The organism is Bartonella sp. AP88HLJMH (assembly GCF_042195605.1).
Classification (GTDB): domain Bacteria; phylum Pseudomonadota; class Alphaproteobacteria; order Rhizobiales; family Rhizobiaceae; genus Bartonella.
This window is the reverse complement of the sequence record NZ_JBHIOR010000011.1, coordinates 56,050-76,491: the sequence shown is the minus strand read 5'-3', so window position 1 is coordinate 76,491 and position 20,442 is coordinate 56,050. Positions and strand designations below refer to the sequence as shown.

Annotated in this window: 9 protein-coding genes and 1 rRNA gene; 6 read left to right on the top strand and 4 right to left on the bottom strand. The window is 36.7% G+C overall.

From position 1 onward, the window contains the following. The 6 genes from ACFIMA_RS06535 to rrf all read left to right on the top strand — a co-directional run. The coding region (locus ACFIMA_RS06535; protein ID WP_375693241.1) for an autotransporter outer membrane beta-barrel domain-containing protein at positions 1-2,025 on the top strand (2,025 nt) is incomplete at its 5' end. A 1,195-nt stretch (positions 2,026-3,220) separates the two neighbouring features. After that, entirely contained in the window at positions 3,221-5,743 is a 2,523-nt protein-coding gene (locus ACFIMA_RS06530; protein ID WP_375653141.1) for an autotransporter outer membrane beta-barrel domain-containing protein, read from the top strand. Between the two features lie 631 nt (positions 5,744-6,374). After that, complete coding sequence (locus tag ACFIMA_RS06525) at positions 6,375-8,723, top strand: autotransporter outer membrane beta-barrel domain-containing protein (RefSeq protein WP_375693240.1); 2,349 nt, start codon at positions 6,375-6,377, stop codon at positions 8,721-8,723. Between the two features lie 140 nt (positions 8,724-8,863). Beyond that, positions 8,864-10,813 carry an autotransporter outer membrane beta-barrel domain-containing protein gene (locus ACFIMA_RS06520; protein ID WP_375693239.1) on the top strand — a complete coding sequence of 650 codons (1,950 nt, stop codon included), beginning with the start codon at positions 8,864-8,866 and terminating at the stop codon, positions 10,811-10,813. A gap of 135 nt (positions 10,814-10,948) precedes the next feature. After that, entirely contained in the window at positions 10,949-14,086 is a 3,138-nt protein-coding gene (locus ACFIMA_RS06515; RefSeq protein ID WP_375693238.1) for an autotransporter outer membrane beta-barrel domain-containing protein, read from the top strand. Between the two features lie 1,350 nt (positions 14,087-15,436). After that, positions 15,437-15,551: ribosomal RNA gene (gene rrf, locus ACFIMA_RS06510) — 5S ribosomal RNA — on the top strand. Between the two features lie 407 nt (positions 15,552-15,958). Here rrf and ACFIMA_RS06505 read toward each other — a convergent pair. The 4 genes from ACFIMA_RS06505 to ACFIMA_RS06490 form a co-directional block, all read right to left on the bottom strand. Continuing rightward, entirely contained in the window at positions 15,959-16,363 is a 405-nt protein-coding gene (locus ACFIMA_RS06505; protein WP_273790974.1) for a flagellar protein FlgN, read from the bottom strand. A 170-nt stretch (positions 16,364-16,533) separates the two neighbouring features. Beyond that, the gene (locus ACFIMA_RS06500; protein ID WP_375693237.1) at positions 16,534-16,722 is read right to left on the bottom strand and encodes a hypothetical protein; all 189 of its coding nucleotides are present in this window, start codon (positions 16,720-16,722) and stop codon (positions 16,534-16,536) included. A 2,449-nt stretch (positions 16,723-19,171) separates the two neighbouring features. After that, positions 19,172-19,318, bottom strand: coding sequence for a hypothetical protein (locus ACFIMA_RS06495; protein ID WP_375653175.1), 147 nt, complete (start codon positions 19,316-19,318; stop codon positions 19,172-19,174). A gap of 882 nt (positions 19,319-20,200) precedes the next feature. Continuing rightward, positions 20,201-20,419, bottom strand: coding sequence for an EexN family lipoprotein (locus ACFIMA_RS06490; protein WP_375632444.1), 219 nt, complete (start codon positions 20,417-20,419; stop codon positions 20,201-20,203). Positions 20,420-20,442: the final 23 nt, after the last annotated feature.

Here is a 20,442-nt window from a genome sequence, read left to right as displayed (position 1 = left end):
GAGGTACAAGCCAAGCAAGGCAGCACAATTACTTTAAATGATAATGTTATAGTAACATCTGAAAATAATGGGCTTCATGCAGATGGTGAACAATCTAAAATCACAATGACTGGAGGAACTGTAAAAGCAAAAGAAGCTGCATTTGTCTTAAAAGATGGCGGATATATTGATGTCACAGATATTTCTGCGAAAGCACAGTGCAATGGGATAAGCATTGATGACTCCAAAAACGATCAGACTTCAAGAATCAACCTGACCAATACAAACCTTTTTGTCGAAGATGGAACGGGTATTGTTGCCAACAATTCATCAAATGGTAAACTCAACCTCAAAGATTCAAAAATCAGTGCCGACAGGTTATTCGTGGGTATAACTCATGATACGCCAAAACCTGATCAAATCTTTACACTCACCGCAGAAAACTCTCTCTTACAGGGGGGAGTAAGAAATGACGGAAACAGCAGAACAACTTTCGATCTCAAAAACGATACAACATGGTTCGTAAACACTAGCACAAAAGAAAAAGATGATGCGGGCAAGTTACTTGATATTGCCCAAAGATCTCATTCTGATGTTTCTATACTTAATCTCGACAATAGTTCCATTGTTTTTCAACAGCCGACAGAAAACCATTATCATACATTGCATATAGGTTCTGGGAAACCAGACACGCAAGCAGTCTACAATGCTTCTGGTGACGCAAAGATTTCTTTTAATGTTGGATCTGTTGAGAGCTCTGATATAATCGATCAAAAAAATGATCGACTTCTGATCCAAGGGGATGTCTTAGGTACAACAACAGTTTATGTTATGAGTGATTTCAAAGATAGCAATAATATAACAGAAGCTTTTCACCCTTCTTCTAATACCAGTGGAGTTTCGCTCATTCAAGTTTCCGGGAAAGCAGATGAAAATTCCTTCAAATTAGCCAATGGTTATATCCAAGCAACTGGTTCACCTTATAAATATAGGCTTACCGCTTATGGACCAACATCCAGCTATGGTGCTGCAAATGAAACACTAAACCTGTTGGGAGAAAATGATAATTTCTGGGATTTCCGTTTGCAGAAATTTATTTTACCACAAGTAGCGAGCTATTTGGCCGTACCTAATGCTCTCTTCTACGCTGGTTTTATCGATATGGCTCAACAAAGTACTCTGTTAGCTGATCTGAGAACAACAGCTATAGGGATCGAAGATAACGTCAAAAAAAATGGATTCTTTCTCTCTTCCTATGGAAGTATCGCAACCCTATCGTCACAACAATATGGCTATAACACAAACATTCGCTATGCTGCTACACAAGCAGGTTTTACAGCTTCTGCACAAAAGAGCCAAAATACAATCCTATATTGGGGTCTTACCGGAACCTATGCTCAATTATCCCTCACCCCCCAAAATATAGAAGATGCAGACAAGAGTACGCTTAACAAATGGGCAGTCACAGCCTACAGCGGTATAGAGCATAATAGCGGTTTCTATATGGATACACTCTTCTCTTATGGGATCTGGAAAGGAAATATCTCTACAGCCATCGCTAACAGTACCACTAAAGTCGATGATATAAAAATGTTAATTGCCTCAACAACAATAGGTCAAAAATTCACAACGGGTATTAAAGCCCTCACGTTTGAACCCCAGGCACAACTTGTTTACCAGCGTCTAATCTTTAATGCCTTTTCTGATGCTGATAATCTTAAAGTTGATATCGGTGAACCTTATCAATGGTTAGTACGCATTGGTGGACGTTTGACAAAAACTACTACCTCCACAGAAAAGAACCGTGTCATTTCTCTGTATGGAAAAGTGAACTTTCTCAAAACTTTTGGTGATGATGGTAAAGTACAGATTGGCGACACCTTTCCCCTTGATCCTACAGGATCTTCTATTGAAGGAGGGCTTGGCATCAATGCAAAATTGTCTCGCAGTTTAGCCCTCCATGGTGATATAAACTATCGAAAAAAGCTGCAAAAAACTGGTATATCCGGAACAAACTTTTCAGGAGGGATACGCTATCAGTTTTAAGGAAAGTCTGTAAATAGCCTATTCATTCTATTCAATTTAACAAAAAAGGCAGTATACATACTGCCTTTTTAATCTATGTAAGCTACTATTCTTATCCCCTGAAACTTTTTTCTTTTCTCCTCAATGATCTCCTTCCCTCCTATTTACACGAGTCACGCGGCATATTCATTATCGAATTTGTCTATAAAGCTAAGCAAAGTGTATTTTTAGATAATAAAAAGAAGACTACATTGGAAAAGATAATGATAAAAGAAACTCTCTCTTCATACCTTTTCTATGTTTATCCTCCTGTTTCTTCAATCCATTAGCTTAACACCACCCTGTAAGGATTCATTTATATGTCCATGTACCGTTTTTAGGCAAACCATTTTGACAATGCTTATCCCTCTAATTCCATACAGTATATTGATTTATAAAGATAATTTTTTGTTTTCCATGTTGAATGAGAGTCCCTAATATCGTAGGATTCTCTCATTTCAAACTTGTTTTATGTTGAAACAATTAAAAATTTTCTTGCACGTTACAAGCAGGGCTGGCGTGTGGAGAAAAGTTATATAAGAAAAGCCTGAGAATTCCTCTCATGAACTGCCTCAAGTGCCAAGGGCTTGTCACAAACATTGGGAGCTGGCAAAGTGTGTGATGGGCTTGCTCTTTTATTAAGCGTAAAGGTTATCGGCTTGCTCCTTCGTAAGCGTAAAGATGATGGAACTCTATGGCTTTAGCGTTATAGCATTCATGAACACCATCGCGAAATGGGCTGTGCTTCCTTAGAAAAATGGACTTTGGTACCCTTAGCCTCTTTAAAGAAAGCCTGTGAATAGCCCCCTCATCTCTTCTTCTTATAGCAGAGAAAATTTGCTGATCATTTTGGTGAGTGCATCAAATAATACATCTCAACGCTATAGAGCTTTTTATAGCGATTATCTTTAATAGACAATTTTTAAATATCATACTTCATAGTGCTTTTAGCATAAGCTTAACCAAGCTAGGTTTTATGAAATCTACTTTTCTCGACTTTTTATGATCATGAAAAAAGTTTTTCTGAAGCAAAACTTCAAATCATAGAGTAGACCACCAATATAATTCGTTTTGTTATTTACAATAAAAACATAATGATATAGAAGTTGTCTGGGTACTTGCGCCATCAGGGGAATGAAGTAAGCATCAAAGCATACCAAATACTAAAGGCATATCTATGTGTAAGAAATATATTTATAAGAAAAATTTTTTGTTATGTACAATTGCTGGAACTTTGATTTTTTCTCATTTCGGTTCAACTTATGCAAATACATCGGCTCCTGAAACTCCTGAAATTTTGGGGAAAATTGAATTAAATAAGGGAGAAGAAAAGACTTTAAATAATGTTCTTGTCCGCGATAAAGGACCTGGAATATTAGCGCATGATAAAGCAGCTATCACAATTGTAAAATCAACAATACACACGGAAATGTCTGCACTTTCTGTATCAGAAGGTGGACGCATTCATGCTAAAGAAATTAAAGCAAATACAGTATACAAAGGTTTAGAAACAAAGAATGGTATAATCAACGTTGAAGATTCAACCATAACCGTCCAACGAGGAGGTGCCGGTGGTATCATTTTTTATGAAACAAAAGATTCTTCACTGAAAAGTGGAGAAAAAGTTGTCAATAAGGTTGTTCTTAGCAATACAAAACTTCTTGTGAAAAACGGTACCGGTATTCTTGGTCCCTACTGCTCAAGAGCCGTTGCTGAAGTTCAACTTAAAGACTCAGAAATTCGATCTGACGTATTATTGAGAAATAAAACGAAACGTAAATATTATGACAACGATACTCTTCCTGTAACTTTAGCATTAACCGCTGATAATTCAACAATAGAGGGACGAGCAAGAACTTTAAAAGTCAATACAACGGTTTTGACTCTGAATAACAAAAGCAAATGGTACTTAAAGACCTCTCAAGAGGAAGTCGATACTGACTTTAATGTGTTTAACTATGAGCTCAGTGATATTAAACAACGAGCCCTTTCTACCGTTTCAGTACTGAATCTTAATAATAGTTCTATCATATTTAAGACACCACAAGGGCGGGAAAAAGATCATTATCATACCTTGTATGTAGGGCGAACAGCTGAGGTTCGTAGACCTCAGGGAAGTACAATCCCCGATATAGAAAGCACTTATAATACAGTTTACAATGCCACAGGCGATGCAAAAATTTATTTTAATATTGAATGGAGTGATGGTCTAGTAAAAGAACAGCAAAAAGCTGACCGCCTCCTTATACATGGTGATGTATCAGGCAGCACAACAGTCCATATCAAGAACCTTGCGAAAGGTGAGATATTAAAAGCTGAAGATTCTGTGTCTTCGAATATGCGTGGTCTTTCACTCATTCAAGTTTCTGGAAATGCAAATGAAGATTCCTTCAAACTTGCACACGGCTACACCACAATGGGGGGATTGCCCTATAAATATATACTCAAAGCCTATGGTCCAACATCCAGCCATGGGACAGCCGATAGCACACAAAGTCATTTTAGCGGAATATCACAAGAATCAAAAGAAAATACCCTCAAAGACTACACAATCTACACGATATCAGCATCAGGAACAATGATTGAAGGTGTTTCACCAAAAGAGAAAGAAGCGCAAAATACCGGTTCATCATCCCTTGGACAAGCAAACAACGCACAAAACATCTTGGAAAAAAATCAGAATTTCTGGGATTTTCGCTTGCAAAATGCGACTCTCGATAATGAAGGAAAGATCAGAGCTCTCGTTCCTCAAGTGGCAAGCTATTTGTCCATGCCTAACGCACTATTCTCAGCTGGACTGGCTGATATAAACAATCAAAACACTTTACTCAACTCGATGCAGGAAAACACCTTTGAGACAAAAGATCATAAAAACAAAGGAGTCTTCTTCTCAACTTATGGAAATAAGATGACATTATCCTCTCACCGTACGCCATTACAATATGGCTATGGTGCCGATATTCACTATGCAGCTTTACAGGCAGGCATTACATTAGCAGCTCTAGAAGATCAAAATATGACCGCCAATTTCGGTCTTTTGGGGACATATGGGAAATTAGCTTTCACCCCTAAAGACATGGAAGGTGCTGACAAGAGTACACTCAATAAATGGTCAATTACTGCATATAGTGGGCTGCGCCATAATAATGGGATATACATCCATGCGCTCTTCTCCTATGGAATGCTCAAGGGAGATATCACCACAGCTCTCATAGGAAAGACTGCAGAATTGAAAAATGCTGATACATTCAGTGCATCAGCAACCATTGGACAAAAATTCGAAACCAGTAAGAAAGGATTGGTCTTTGAACCACAAGCACAACTTGTTTATCAACGCCTCATGCTTGGCACACTCTCAGATGTCGATGGCTTTGATGTGGATATGGGAAATCCTTCTCAATACTTAGTGCGTGTGGGTGGACGCTTAACGCAAACGAAGCTTTCTATTGAAAACGGCGGTATTCTTTCTTTCTATGGTAAACTAAACGTTGTTAAAGCTTTTTCTAACAATGGTACGATACAGATTGGTGAACCATTCCACCTTGATTCTATAGGAGCTGCCCTTGAAGGTGGATTTGGTGTAAATGCGCAATTATCACAAAATATCGCCCTTCATGCTGATGTTAACTATCAATATAAGCTTCAAAAAACTGGTATATCTGGAGCAAGCTTTTCAGGTGGAATACGCTATCAGTTTTAAGAAAACGCAAAAAACAATTTATATTCTATTCATTTTAATAAAAGGCAGTGCAAATGTGCTGCCTTTTTACAATCTATCGGAAAGAACCGTTAACAACTATTCTTTCTACCACCTTTCTTGAGCCAATTAATCTCACTCAAACCAAATGTAATAAAATCTGTTATCTCTAAATGAATACTGAATTCTCAAGAGAGCTGCCTTTTTGATTTATAAAAATCAAATGCTTTTAATAAATTTTTTTGTATTTTAAAACACGTAATAAATAATTCTCTGTGTAAGAAAATCAATTAAAAGCTTTTTGTAAGCACACAACAACAGCTTCTCCAAAAACTTTGTAGAGTTTCCATAACAACAGCCTTAAGCAACAAACATCCTTGCAAAATATTTTGTTTCTTAACACTTTTAAACGGAATACTGATCAATCTAGCTTTTCTGCAATTCATAGTTTCTAACTGCAATCTCTATTTTAAAAGCTCTTCTAAAATCATTTTTTAAACGATAAAGAACACGACGCAATGTTTCGTTTTGTTGTTTACAATAAAAACATAATGATATAGAAACTGTCTGGGTACTTGCGCCATCAGGGGAATGAAGTAAGCATCAAAGCATACCAAATACTAAAGGCATATCTATGTGTAAGAAATATATTTATAAGAAAAATTTTTTGTTATGTACAATTGCTGGAACTTTGATTTTTTCTCATTTCGGTTCAACTTATGCAAATACATCAGCTCCTACAATGGTTATGGCTCGTGCGGATAAAGCAGGAGAAGAAAAAACCTTTAATAACGTTTTTATCCGCAGCGCATATACAACAGTGGTTGCTGATGACAAAGCCTTTATCACCATTACAAATTCAACAATGCGTTCAGACTCAAATTTATTTACCGCAACAACAGGTGGACGTATTCATGCTAAAAAAACTGTAGGAAAATCAAATTCCCGTGGTTTAGAAATTTCAAACGGCATCATCCATATTGAAGATTCAATCATAAATGTTTCCGGACATCACAAAAGTCGTGGTATCCTTTTTGATTACATCCCAAGTTCCCAAGTAAAAGAGGGCGAAAAAGTTATCAATAAAGCAATTCTTACCAACACAAAACTTCTTGTTGAAAATGGTATTGGTATTCTAGGACCAGATTATGCAAAATCTGTTGCTGAGGTAGAACTTAAAAGTTCAGAAATTCGTTCTGATATATTATTAAAAAATAAAATCCCAGAAAACTCAAAAGATATCGATCCTCGCACTTTTATATTAAGCGCTGACAATTCGATTATAGAAGGACGAGCAAAGACTTTACCTCAAAATACAACGATTTTTACTCTCAACAATAACAGCAAGTGGTCCCTAAAGATTAGTCAATTTGAAGTAGACAAAGAATTTGACAGCTCTAAAGGATACTTGCTCACTGATATTAAACAACGTGCACAGTCTATTGTCTCAGTATTGAACCTTAATAATAGCTCTATTATATTTAATGCGCCGCATAAACTAGCAGACAATCAATATCAAACCTTGCATGTGGGAAAACAGCCAACAGCTGAAGCTGCGAAAGCAGAGCAAAACAGAAGCTTCGATGCAACAACGGTTTACAATGCATTGGGCAACGCAAGGATTTACTTTAATACCGAATGGAGTAATGGTCTTATAAAAGAACAACAAAAAACTGACCGTGTTCTCGTTCATGGTAATGTCTCAGGCACCACAACGATCTATTTCAACAATCTTTCAAAGCGTGCAGAACCATTCGATGATGATGAAGTTTCAATTCCTTTGAATGCGCGTGGTCTCTCACTTGTTCAGGTGTCTGGAAAAGCAGAGGAAGCCGCCTTCACGCTGGCAAATGGCTACACTACAATGGGTGGATTGCCCTATAAATATGTATTAAATGGCTATGGACCAACATCCAGCCGTGGGAGAGCTGACAAACAGCAAAGTCTCTTGCAAGAAAGTGAAGAGTTTTGGGATTTCCGTCTACAAAATGCGACTCTTGATGATGAAGGAAAAATCAAAGCTCTTGTTCCTCAAATGGCAAGCTATTTGGTTATGCATAATGCAATATTCTCCTCTGGCTTGGCTGATATAAACAATCAAAATACACTGTTAGATAATATGCACTCAACAGTTTTTGGATTAGAAGGCCATAAACAAAAAGGGATATTTTTATCGACTTATGGCAACAAGATGACGTTATCTTCCAGCCGTAGTCCATTGGAATATGGTTATGGTGCTAATGTTCACTATGCTGCTATACAAGCAGGCATGACATTAACAACGTTAGAAAATCAAAATATAACCGCGAATCTTGGTCTTTTAGGCACATATGGAAAGCTCGCTTTTACGCCAAAGGACATGGAAGGTTCTGACAAAAGCATACTGGATAAATGGTCCTTTACGGTATATGGGAATCTCCACCATGACAATGGTCTCTATATTAATGCACTTTTCTCCTACGGCATTTTAAACGGACATATTACAACAGCCCTTATCGGCAACACCACAGAATTAAACAATACGGATACATTAAATATATCAGCTACCGTTGGACAAAAACTAGCAACTGGTGTTGAAGGGCTGTCTTTTGAACCACAAGCACAACTTATTTATCAACATATTGCCTTTGGCACTCTTTCAGATATTGATGGCTTCCAAGTTAATATAAAGCCCCCTTATCAATGGTTGGTCCGTATTGGAGGGCGTTTAACAAAAACAATGCTTCCTATTGAAAAAGATCGTGTTCTTTCTTTTTATGGTAAATTGAATGTCATCAAAGCTTTTGGTGAGGAGCGCACTATCGATGTTATGGAATCTTTCCATCTCGATTCTATGGGCTCTTCCCTTGAAGGTGGGCTTGGCATTAACGCGCAGCTTTCTAAAAATATCGCACTTCATGCTGACATTAATTACCAACATAAACTTCAAAAAGCCGGGTTCTCTGGAATTAATTTTTCCGGAGGAATGCGTTATCGCTTTTAGAAATCTTAGCTCTCTATTTTAACGCATAAGCAGCGCTGAGATGAAAACAGTGCTGCTTAACTACATTACAAAAAACCGTAATGTGTCAAAAAGTGGTTCATTTTTAGCAAAATAAAGAAAATATCTTAAGGAACATCTCTATGCATAAGAATCTTTTGTTATGTACAGCCGCTTGTGCTTTATTTTTTTCTTCTTTTAATTTCACATCTACCAGCACCGCCTCTGCTCTAAGCCCCCAGGAACGCCATGCCATTGAAGGGATTATGAAATTACCTGAACAATATCGCCATGCTATTGATTTAATAAACACACCAACACAAGCAGAAAAAAATCTTGAAAAGATAGCCTCTGGCGCCATGATGGAAGATAATGCGCACTTCAACCAAGCACTTGAAAATCATATGGATCGTGTAAGAGATACGATTAACAGCTCTTTTGCAGGTGCAGGTCGTTATGGTTCTGGTGCTCATATAAACGTGGTGAACCGTGAAATGGATAATATACGTGCCCAAGCCATGGCAAACAAACACCATCAAGATATGCAAATCATGATGCAAGCCAGAGCAAAACTTGGACAATTACGTCAGAATCGATTAAAAACAAGAGAAAATTTATTACGTGGCTACGACAAAGCAGTTTCCGATGCCGCAAAGGCAGCAAAAATTCTTGATGCCGATAACCAACGGCGTGTTAATGCTGCACGCCAAGAATGGGTGAGCCAAGACAATCATAATTGGTCTGAACTGCAAAATAAAGCAGAAATATTACATAAAGCAGCACAAGTGGATAGTGCTTTACAAGGACAAAACAAGGAACTTTCCAATACTTTACGCAAAGCAGTATTAGAGACTTTGAACAATAATGGAATAACCAACGTGGAGAGAAAAGAAAAAACATCCCCTCCTCCAACGGACACTTCATTCACAAGAACAGATCATGGAATGAGACAGCCTAAAATAAATGAAAATTCGCAATCTGATATTGATCCCCAAACAAACACCACTTCCTCAGCATCGAAAACGACTCTTCCATCCGAAAAAGCGCATATGAATTTGCTCCCAAAGGTTGGAAATACTGCTACCGCGGCTACAGAGAGCACCTCTAAACTTACAGATGATGATAAAGCAACTGCAACTTCTACTTCTCTTAATGGGACAGCAAAAAGCACAATTCTTACACCACAAGAAGAAAGCTCTTTAGTCATGCCTATCGCGATGTTTGCTGTCGGGTTTAGTGATGTCAACAATCAAAATATCTTGTTAGACAATATGCAAATAACAATGTTTGAGCCCAAAGATCATCCAGAAAGAGGCGTTTTCTTATCCTCTTATGGCAATAAAAGCACCTTTTCTTCCAAGGTTCAAGCAGATATTCGCTATGCTGCATTGCAAGCAGGAGCAACATTAATAGCGCTAAAAGATCAAAATATCAGCAGCAACTTTGGTCTTTTCGGAACATATGGGAAATTATCTTTTACTCCTAAAAACAAGGAGAGCTTTCAAAAAAATATGTTTGATAAATGGTCACTCACCGCATATGGAAATATTCAGCATGACAGTGGCATCTATGCAAGTGCATTTCTCTCTTATGGAATTTTCAAAGAAAATCACGCTACAGCTCTCATCAAACATACCTCAAAAGTGAAGAATAGTAAAACATTAGGAGCCGCTGCAACTGTTGGTCAAAAACTGTCAACCAGTTTGGAAGGTGTAATCCTAGAACCGCAAGCACAACTTGTTTATCAACGTCTCATGCTTGGTTCTTTATCAGATAGGAGCTCTTTCTCAGATGACGATAACTCTAAAATAGACATAAGCAAACCTCATCAATGGTTGCTCCGTATTGGTGGACGTTTGACACAAAACAAAGGCCATGCCCTTTCCTTCTACGGAAAACTGAACATGATCAAAACTTTTAGTGAAAACTTTTCGCTTGCTGCTATGGAATCTTTAATTGAAGGTGGTTTTGGTATTCAGGCGCACTTATCGCAAAATATAGAGCTTCATAGTGATATCAGCTATCAACATAAATTCAAAAAAGCTGGCATCTCTGCAATAAATATTGCCGCTGGAATGCGCTATCACTTTTAAAAATACTTGTATTCCTATCTTGAAATATAACGCGCTCTCATTATGTTTCGTTTTGTCTCTTACAAAAGAGACATAATGAGGCCAAAGTTTTATTTTTTATGAGAGAGGGGAGAAATATTTTAGGAATACATCCATATGAAAAAAAGCTTCTTACTATACACAGTTTCTGGAGTTCTGTTTTGTTCTTCCACCAGTATGTCTTATGCTATTCATAGTACAAATCCATCAACAACGATAGATTCTTCTTCTCTACAACCTGCTCGTGTCAAGTCACAAATAAATCTATCCGGAGTTTTTGATCCGTATAAAGATCTATATGATGGAATCGGGCAAGTTATGCCACCATATCCATCTTCAACCCCTAATGGCCTCCTTCCCCCTACAGCACCTAGCTCCACAAGAACGAGCGCAAGCCCTATTTCTACAGGAAGTAAACTTACAACGCCTACTTCTACAAGCACTCTACCTCCCAAAACACAACTTGAAGGAAATTCAGCTGGAAATATAATTTCTTCTTCAAAACAAAACTCTGATCTTAGTCAAGGAAGTACACAAACACCAAAGACTAAAGTTACAGAAGGTGTACAATCTAACCCTACAACACAAAACACTCCTATTATACAATCTTCAACAACAGGAATGGAAGCAAAATCTAGAAGACGTTCAGGGGCGCCCTCCTCTTCTGCAGACTCTTCCAGCGAAAAAACACTATCGAATTCTGCTGTGTCTTCACAGCCAGAACCTACACAACCTTCACCGAATTTACAACCAGCACTTACAAAGTCTGAACCTACAAGAACGGAACCTACAAAACCAACAACAGAGCAAATACCAACATCTAATGAACCAGAACTCGCACAGCCAATATCTTTAAGAGTAGAAACTGAAAAACCAACATTACTGCTACCACCAAGCTCTGCAAAACCAGCGCCAGTGCAATCTTCATCTGCACAAAAAATATCTGAAAAATCAGAGATTGAAAAACCAATATCACCAATAAAACAACCTGAAAAGTCTACACAAATTGAGGATATAAGCGCTGGAGTTGAAGCTAAAAACGGTAAGATCATAACGCTACATAACAAAAAAATTCAAGACAATGGTTTTGCTGTACATGCAGAGGGAAATAATTCAAAAGTCAACATGATAGGGGGAACAGTTGATGCGCGTTTTGTTGCACTAAGCGTATCAGATGGTGGAGAAATTGATGCTACAGGCATTACTGTAACAGCAGAAACAGCTGGTTTGGTAAACATAGAGGGCACAATCAAACTTAAGGATTCAAGCGTCCATGTCACGGGAAATTATGAAGCAGACGGTATTATTTTCCGCAACAATCCGTATAATGCCCCTAGAAAACGATATACACGCAATGCTGAAAGGAACACCAATGCCGTTCAAGAACAAGCTATTCCTAATAAAGATAAAGTAATCCTAGAGAATACAAAGCTTTTTGTTGAACATGGTAGCGGTATCAACCTTTATGGAACAGGCGTAGACGGAGAAGTCAACCTTAAAAATTCAGAAGTCCATGCCGATATTTTATTAAAAAATATCAAGAACGAAAGTGCCTCCACAAACACTATTACATTAGTTTCAGACCACTCTTCTTTAGAAGGTCGGGTAAGAACTTCTAAAGATAATAGAACAGTTTTTGATCTAAAAGAGGGGACGAAATGGCTTGTAAAGGCGAATAAAAATGCCACAAATAATGATAATATTTTAAATGACTATAGACAGTTTGGTGTTGATGAAAAATCATACTCTAATCTTTCTGAATTGCACCTTACAAACAGTGCCATTATGTTTGACAAGCCCATTGAGGGACATTATCAAACTCTGTTTATAGGACCTAATCTTTCGCAAGAAGACGAAACAACTCACACAGCAGCGGTTTATAGTACAGCGGGTCTTGCAGAGATTTATGTAAACACTCAATGGGATAAACATTCTCCTATCACGGAACAACAAACTGATCGCATTGTGATTAATGGTGATGTCTCAGGAAGTACTGTTGTTCACATCAATCTCCAAACCGATAGCTCTGCTGTTTGGGAAGAGACGATGGCTTCACTTCCTTTAGGGACACATGGGATTTCAATCATTCAAGTTTCCGGACAAGCAAACGAAAATTCCTTCACGTTAGCAGGAAACTATATGACAATAGGGAAACAACCTTATAAATATGTACTCACAGGCTATAAGCCTGGAACATCTCATGAGAGCCAAAATCTTTTTGGCAAGAAGAATAGTGATTTCTGGGATTTCCGCTTACAGAATGCCTACATTGATAAAGACAAAAAAGTTCGAGCCCTTTTACCACAGGTAGCAAACTATTTAACCATATCTAATACTTTATTTTCTGCTGGATTTACTGATGTAAACAATCAAAACACGTTGTTAGACAATATGCAAACAACAGTATTTGGGGCAAAAGACAATAAAAAGAATGGTATCTTTTTCTCTTCCTACGGCGAGAAGGTCACCCTATCTTCCAACCGCGATCCACTGCACTATGGTTATGGTGCTGATGTAAACTATACTGCCTTACAATTAGGGGGCATATTAGCCGCCTTAGAAAGCAAAGACATAAGCGCACATTTTGGTCTTTTAGGAACGTACGGAAAGCTTGCCTTTACGCCAAAAGAGATGCAAGATTCTGAAAAGACAACGCTTGATAAATGGTCACTTACCGCTTATAGCGGCATCCAGCATAGCAATGGTATATATGTCAACGCTCTTCTTTCTTACGGAACCTTAAAAGGAAATATTACCACAGCTCTTGTTGGGAATGCCGCAAAATTGGATGGTACCGAGATGCTTAATATATCTGCAACCATTGGTCAGAAATTAGCAACCGATACAAAAGGGCTTGTCTTTGAACCACAAGCTCAATTCATTTATCAAAATCTCATGTTTGATATTTTCTCAGATACCAATGGCTTAAAAGTAGACATGGGCAATCCACATCAATGGTTGATCCGTTTTGGTGGACGTTTAACAAAAACGATAATGGCTGTTGAAGAAAACAAAGCTGTTTCCTTCTATGGTAAAATGAATGTTATCAGAACTTTTGGCGATGGTAAAACAATAAAAATTGCTGATACCTTTCATGTTGATCCTACCGGCTCTTCAGTTGAGGGAGGCATGGGGGTGAATGCATATCTTTCTCAAAATATCGTACTAAACGCCGATATCAGCTATCGGCAAAAACTGCAAAAAGCCGGTGTATCTGGCACCAATTTGTCTGGCGGAATACGTTATCGTTTCTAAAGCAGAAGTTAATTTTAACTTAAATAAAAAAGCAGCACAAAGTGCTGCTTTTTTATTTAAATTTATATATTTTTTTAATTCTCAAAAATCATTATCACATCAAAGAAGATTTTGACTTATAATATTTCTTTTGCATATTGAATAAAAAACTAAATACCATAACATTCTCTCATCAAAATACCCCATGCATAAAATTTTATGTCTTATATTATCACCACAACTCAAGCGATGATGTTTTTACAGCACAACAGAATAAGCATTTATGCCGATTTAAAAAAAGTCAGCCCCTTCTTCGCTGTGGACGCTCCATTTATTTTAGATGATGTACATTTAATATACCTGCTATAAAGACTAGTATCTGGTATAAATTCTTAAAGGCAAGTTTTTCCTCTAAAATCTCAATGCTACAGCAGCTCCATTATAAGACAAGATATTGATTTATAAAGACAATTAATTGTTTTCCATGTTAAATGAGAATCCAGAATATCGTCAGATTCTTTCATTTTAGACCTGTTCCATGTTGAATCAACAAAAACCATATCTCTTACAAGTGACAAGGGGGAAGAGCCATAGGGATAAAAAACTATTAAGAAAGGATTAAAAATGCCTCTAATGAACTATCTCAAGTGCCAAGGGCTGTAGCAACATTGGGATCAAACAAAGAATATGACAGTGTTGAAAAATATAACAATATCAACTTGCTCTTTTATTAAGCATAAAGATGGTCGCGCACTATAGATTTTATATTATTTCGATGGGAACTTTCTTATTATACCATTCACAAGCACCGTTGCATCAAAGATGTCGTTGCGCCGCCCCACAAACACCATCACGAAATAGACTTGAGAGCTTAGATATCTCTTTAAAACAAGGCCGTGAATTAGGAATAACAAATCCATTCTATTTTGAGTATTTTGTCGTGCATGAAGGACATGCCCGCAGTAAAAAACACAATAAAAAAAGCGTGAAACAATGCGGAATCTTCATTATTTAACAGATAGTGCTTTAGATACTTTTGAAAGACATAAAGCTAAATTAAAGAACGGCGGAACAGAGGGAAGCTGATTTCTACCTCTTTATTCTTTCCCAATGAGATTGCCTCCCCATTTCAAATATTACGCCAACAAAGATATACGCACTATATCCACTCAGATCTGGATGCTCTCTCCAATCTGACATACAAAAACTAAAAACAGCAGAAGGAAATAATAAACCGCTTTAATTTTTATCTCAAGCATATAGATTTAAACAACGAACCGCGTCATATCACCACACTTTAAAGGACAATATTCCATGAAGCTTATAGGCAATATTCATCACATACTCTTCATCATTCATGCTTTTTGCTGACTTGGTGGTTATGGCGGAGTGAACGCACCAGATCCCATCCCGAACTCGGCCGTGAAACACTCCAGCGCTGATAGTACTTTGCCTTAAAGCAAGGAAGAGTAAGTCGCTGCCAGATCTGCTAAATGCAAGCAAAAGACTCAATGTATAAACCTTACATTACCACACCCCAAGGAAGCTGTTTTTAAGGCATCACAGGCTGGTCTAAATATTCTCTTGATCGCGCCTCTCCCTAAACTAAAAAATGAAGCTCCCTACTGACTTAGTCTGCAAACAATTCTCTGTAAATAATCCGCCTTCTCTTAGTCCTCTTCCAGCCAGCTTCCCACAGCATGCGGTTCACATCACGACACCTTAAAAGACATTGTTTTAAGAACAGCATTTTACAGTACATCAGGATAATAATTTAAATATCCAAATGCACTTAAAACAAGTCTACTCACTAAACGCACTATTTATCTAAATCAACTGCCCTACCTAATCATTGTCATTACTTAGAACAGCCCGTATTAATCAGATTTGAATTTATTCCTCTATTTCTTTTGCACGTCCAGATAGCTGTATAGCTCTAGAAAGATCATTAACTGCATTTAAATGTGTTTGAAGTAATTCACTATTACGCTGTAATTTTTCTTGTAAATCAGACAACAAACTTTCAACCTCATGCTCAATATCTTGATTCATATAGCGCTTCACATCACTCATGGATTTATTAAGATCACGCAAACCACGTATTTTACGCAAATTTATTTCTTCGTAATCTGGAACACCACTACTCTCTAGCATATTGCTTTCATAATCAACAACTTGAGCTAATCCTTTAACAGCAGCAACAAATTTTGTCATCGCCCAATCACGATCAATAAGGTTGTTATCAAGAACTTTTGCTTTTGCCGCAAAACTATCATCACCATATTGCACTACAGACATTTTTACTTCCCCTTCAACACTATTGTTCAATCTTACTTTCAAATGAGGAAGATTAAACAGGTTCTCTTCAATGCTGATACACTCAACCAAGCTCGTGGTGCAAACATTGCTCAAACAACAGCACGACAATCCTTCAAAGCGTATACCACTTCAACTTTCAACGCGTTCTCTCAAATATTTTTCTTGCTTTGCTCCAAAACCATCATTGCGGCTATACTAATCCATAAAAACGCTATAGACTTAAACCTTACAGCAATATCGAAATTTCCATATTTGCTCTGTCTATTTCGCCTTGCCGATTTTATCACGAGCTCATCTTCAACAGAAAATAACAATGCTTTCACGACAACTTCAGCCACAAAAAATATCTGCCGACAAAAAACCGCAGCCCATCTTGCAGCATATAAGGACGTAAGCCCATTAAAAATTTCAGCATTTTACTGATAGAAGCACTTTACCCTCCATAACCTTATGGCTCTCTCTGCACTTAAACTTGTATACCTTCCTGCACCCCATAAGATGGCGCCCGGCAAGATCAGTTTGCACCCATTCAAAAGGACACCCCCCTCTCCCATGCTCGTTCTGCACACATGCAGTATTTCGCATAAAACACAAAAAGAATGTTCTTTTGAACAGATCAGCCATACAGCAATATAAAAAAAAGACACCTTCAAATAGCTAAACAGCCATCAATCTTCCTTTTTTAAATTATCATTCGCTTTTCTTTGCAATGAACGACTATATAAGATTTTTTGAACCTTTTCAAGAGTTTCTTAGCCAATCAGTTCGATACGTCTTCAATCGCATATTTACGCGCTTGTTTTAAAGAAATATCTCTTAAGTGCACCCAAGCCTATTTCGCACCGCGGCCCATCAATGGTATAATGATAAATCTTCCATGACATGTATAAAATCCATTGAGCACTTTTCATCTTTACGCTTAATAAAAGAAGCAAGCCAGCACCATCACATATTTTTCTAACCCCTTATGTTCTGATACCCTTGGCACTTGAGACGGTTCATAAAGCATGGCCTTTCTTGTACAATTTCTCTGCGCATGGGAGCTCCCTGCTTGTAACTGCAAAAGACGTTGTTTTGGTTAATTCACCACGAAACAGATTTGGAATGAAAAATTTCCAGTATTAAGGAATCTAATTCAAGTTGAATAACGATAGATTATCATCTATAAATCAAAATATTATCCAATGCATAATGCTTAACGCTCCCCCCATTGATATTTTCAGAATTTTCACAGCATCTTCTTACAGATTATTTCATTCCATAACACAGTTTGCTCTTAATATCGCGACTTTACATGTGCTACTGGTATAAAAACAGAGAAACAATCATTTTATAATCAAGGTACAATTTTTGTTTACGATCTTTCTCTCGTTTTCAACCTTTTAAATGCAGCTCTTCTCTTTCATAATCATCACATTTCAAATCTATTCCATGTTGAATAAATTAAAATCACTTGCTTGCACATCACAAACAACGCCCTGATGTGTTGATAAAATACGCTGAAAGAAAAAGACTTCTTATGAACCTTAGCAAATGCCAAGAACTATAATAAACATTGGAAGCAAACGTACGATGATTGTGACTTGCTCTTTCATAAGTATAAAGATGATAGCATTTTATAGATTTTTATATTATTCAAAGTTTATATTATTTCACGAGAGCTTTACTGTTATACTATTCACATTTACCGTTATACCATTTACGAATGTCATCGTAAAATGTCTTTCGTGTGCGTTAAGAGATATTTCTTTAAAACAAGTACATAAATATGCAATACAAATATACTAATATACAACATAAGTATATTTCTTTTGGAGCGTTCTTTACTTTTGTGCAAAACATGCCCCATTAGAGCAGCATTAACCAATCTTGCTATGAGATAAACGATCAGAAAACATTTTTATCTTCCGCCGCTCACCTTAAAGGACTAAGATCTTAACTCAATCGGCTCTGTACGCAGTCCGAATTTTTGTCAAACGATCTTCTCCTGACTTTCCCCTCATCTGATTCACTTAAACGAAAGACTCAACAAATAAACCTACGAATATTCATCGTACACTAAAAAATACTTAAACGTTCCAAGAAAACTTATATGTCTTATATTACCGTTATAAATGACAGTGCTTTATAGCATAACAGGATAAAAAAGTTTCCAGCAACACAAAACTTACAAAATCAATCAATAGTCCTTTTAAAGCTTTCTTTTTTAGGATTCACAATACTCCAACTCCTTAAGCTTTTATAAAAAAAGGAACGATTTTAAGCTTGCCGAATATGTTGTATCAGCATATATTACAGATTGTAACATATTGTTATTCATAAAATCACCTCAAAAAGAACAGAAAGAGGTTTTTATGGCTGATCTCGTAAAAGCCGCTATGCTTTATTCAACCTTGATTATCACCATCAATGCTTTTGTTGTTATTTTAGTTCTCGTAATAGAAATATACTAAGCATACTCTTTTGGCTTTTTATAATCTGTGCAAATGAGCATCTTAATTTCACATAAGAGCAAAGCAGAATTTTAATTCTACAGATAAACCACACACCCAATTTCAAACATCGCTTGCAACTATTTGAGTATAAACTCTGCTTTTTGTATGCATTTTTAACCATCAGTGTCCGTCTTTTCACGCTATCTTGAATCTTAACTTCACTCCCACCTTAAAAAACGAAATTTTCTATCAGATATGATCTGTAAATAATTTGTCTCTTTATTGAGTAAATTTCCCCTTCAGGGCATATCACAATTCTAAAGGATAATATTTCATGAAGCTTATAATAAATCTATTGAACACCATCTTTACCCTTATGAGAAAATAAACCAGCAGCATCACACACTTTTCCAGCCCCAAATGTTGCAACAATCTTTAGCACTTGAGATCGTTCATAAGAGGCATTTTTACTTCTTTCTTCAACAGTTTTTATCCACACGGCTCTCCATGCTTGTAACGTGCAAGCAGATGGTTTTAATTGATTCAACCTAGAACAGATTTGGAATAAGAGAATCTTACTATATTCGAGATCTTTATTCAGTATAAAATAATTAAATTATTTTTATAAATCAAAGTGTTATTCAAAAAACATTCATCACACACTCGAGAACAAAAAACACCTCATACGTAAAGTTTTATATGAGCTCCACCGCTCAACATGATAATATTACGACACAATTAAGATAAAACATAACAAGGGAAAACCTTGCAAACTCAGAAAAGAGAAGGGGAAAAATGAAAAGGTGTGGAGGACGCTCAATTCCTCATACATCCGGCAAAACCATCCTAGCAAAACTGTCTCACAACTTAACGAATGTTATAATATTCTCAAATCAAAAGAAATTTTTTAAAAATAGTTTGAGAAAAACATTTGAGTATGAAACGATAATAATTCTATTCAGAATGTTTTTCTCTTTATTAAAACAGAGAACGTAATTTCCAAACAAATGTTTCCTCCTAATTTTTCCGAAATTAGCCGCAACACTTAAAGACGATCTTAGTGTGATGAAACATTTATTTGTGATAAACGCAAAAAAAAACACCCCAAAGATAGATTAATCTCATATTTTAAATACATGTAACCAAAACATAAAAAAATTAGCAGTAACACATAACAACTCATTGGGAGGCAATACTATCTACAATTGAAAGCACTTTTGGGCTGAACAAATGACAGTATAGCATCCGTTTACACAAAGAGTACTGATCGTAAACGACTAATTCTTGAAGCCATAAAAAGACTCTCTAAAAGTTAGAGAGAGCCTAAAAATGTAATAGAATCAAGAACTTAAAAATTCCTTATTTATTGAACTGTATGTTTTTAATGAATGCCAAACATAAGTTCCATATATGCTTGTCTGGCATGTTGGCAATTTTTAGATTTCTCCATAGAAGATTGATCCAGCTTTTCACATTTTTTTGCCCACTCTTCGAGTAATGTTTTATCTTTCTTAAATTCCGCTACGCTATAAGTTTTTTCACAACCAGAAACGACAAGTCCAGTACAAACCAGCAATGCTGTAATAATGGCTTTATTCATCAATAAATTCCCCTTTTTCAAAT

What these genes read in the sequence shown, in the direction of transcription:
- ACFIMA_RS06490 (WP_375632444.1), bottom strand. Translation starts at nt 20,419, where the DNA reads ATGAATAAAGCCATTATTACAGCATTGCTGGTTTGTACTGGACTTGTC.
- ACFIMA_RS06515 (WP_375693238.1), top strand. Translation starts at nt 10,949, where the DNA reads ATGAAAAAAAGCTTCTTACTATACACAGTTTCTGGAGTTCTGTTTTGT.
- ACFIMA_RS06520 (WP_375693239.1), top strand. Translation starts at nt 8,864, where the DNA reads ATGCATAAGAATCTTTTGTTATGTACAGCCGCTTGTGCTTTATTTTTT.
- ACFIMA_RS06530 (WP_375653141.1), top strand. Translation starts at nt 3,221, where the DNA reads ATGTGTAAGAAATATATTTATAAGAAAAATTTTTTGTTATGTACAATT.
- ACFIMA_RS06505 (WP_273790974.1), bottom strand. Translation starts at nt 16,363, where the DNA reads ATGTCTGTAGTGCAATATGGTGATGATAGTTTTGCGGCAAAAGCAAAA.
- ACFIMA_RS06525 (WP_375693240.1), top strand. Translation starts at nt 6,375, where the DNA reads ATGTGTAAGAAATATATTTATAAGAAAAATTTTTTGTTATGTACAATT.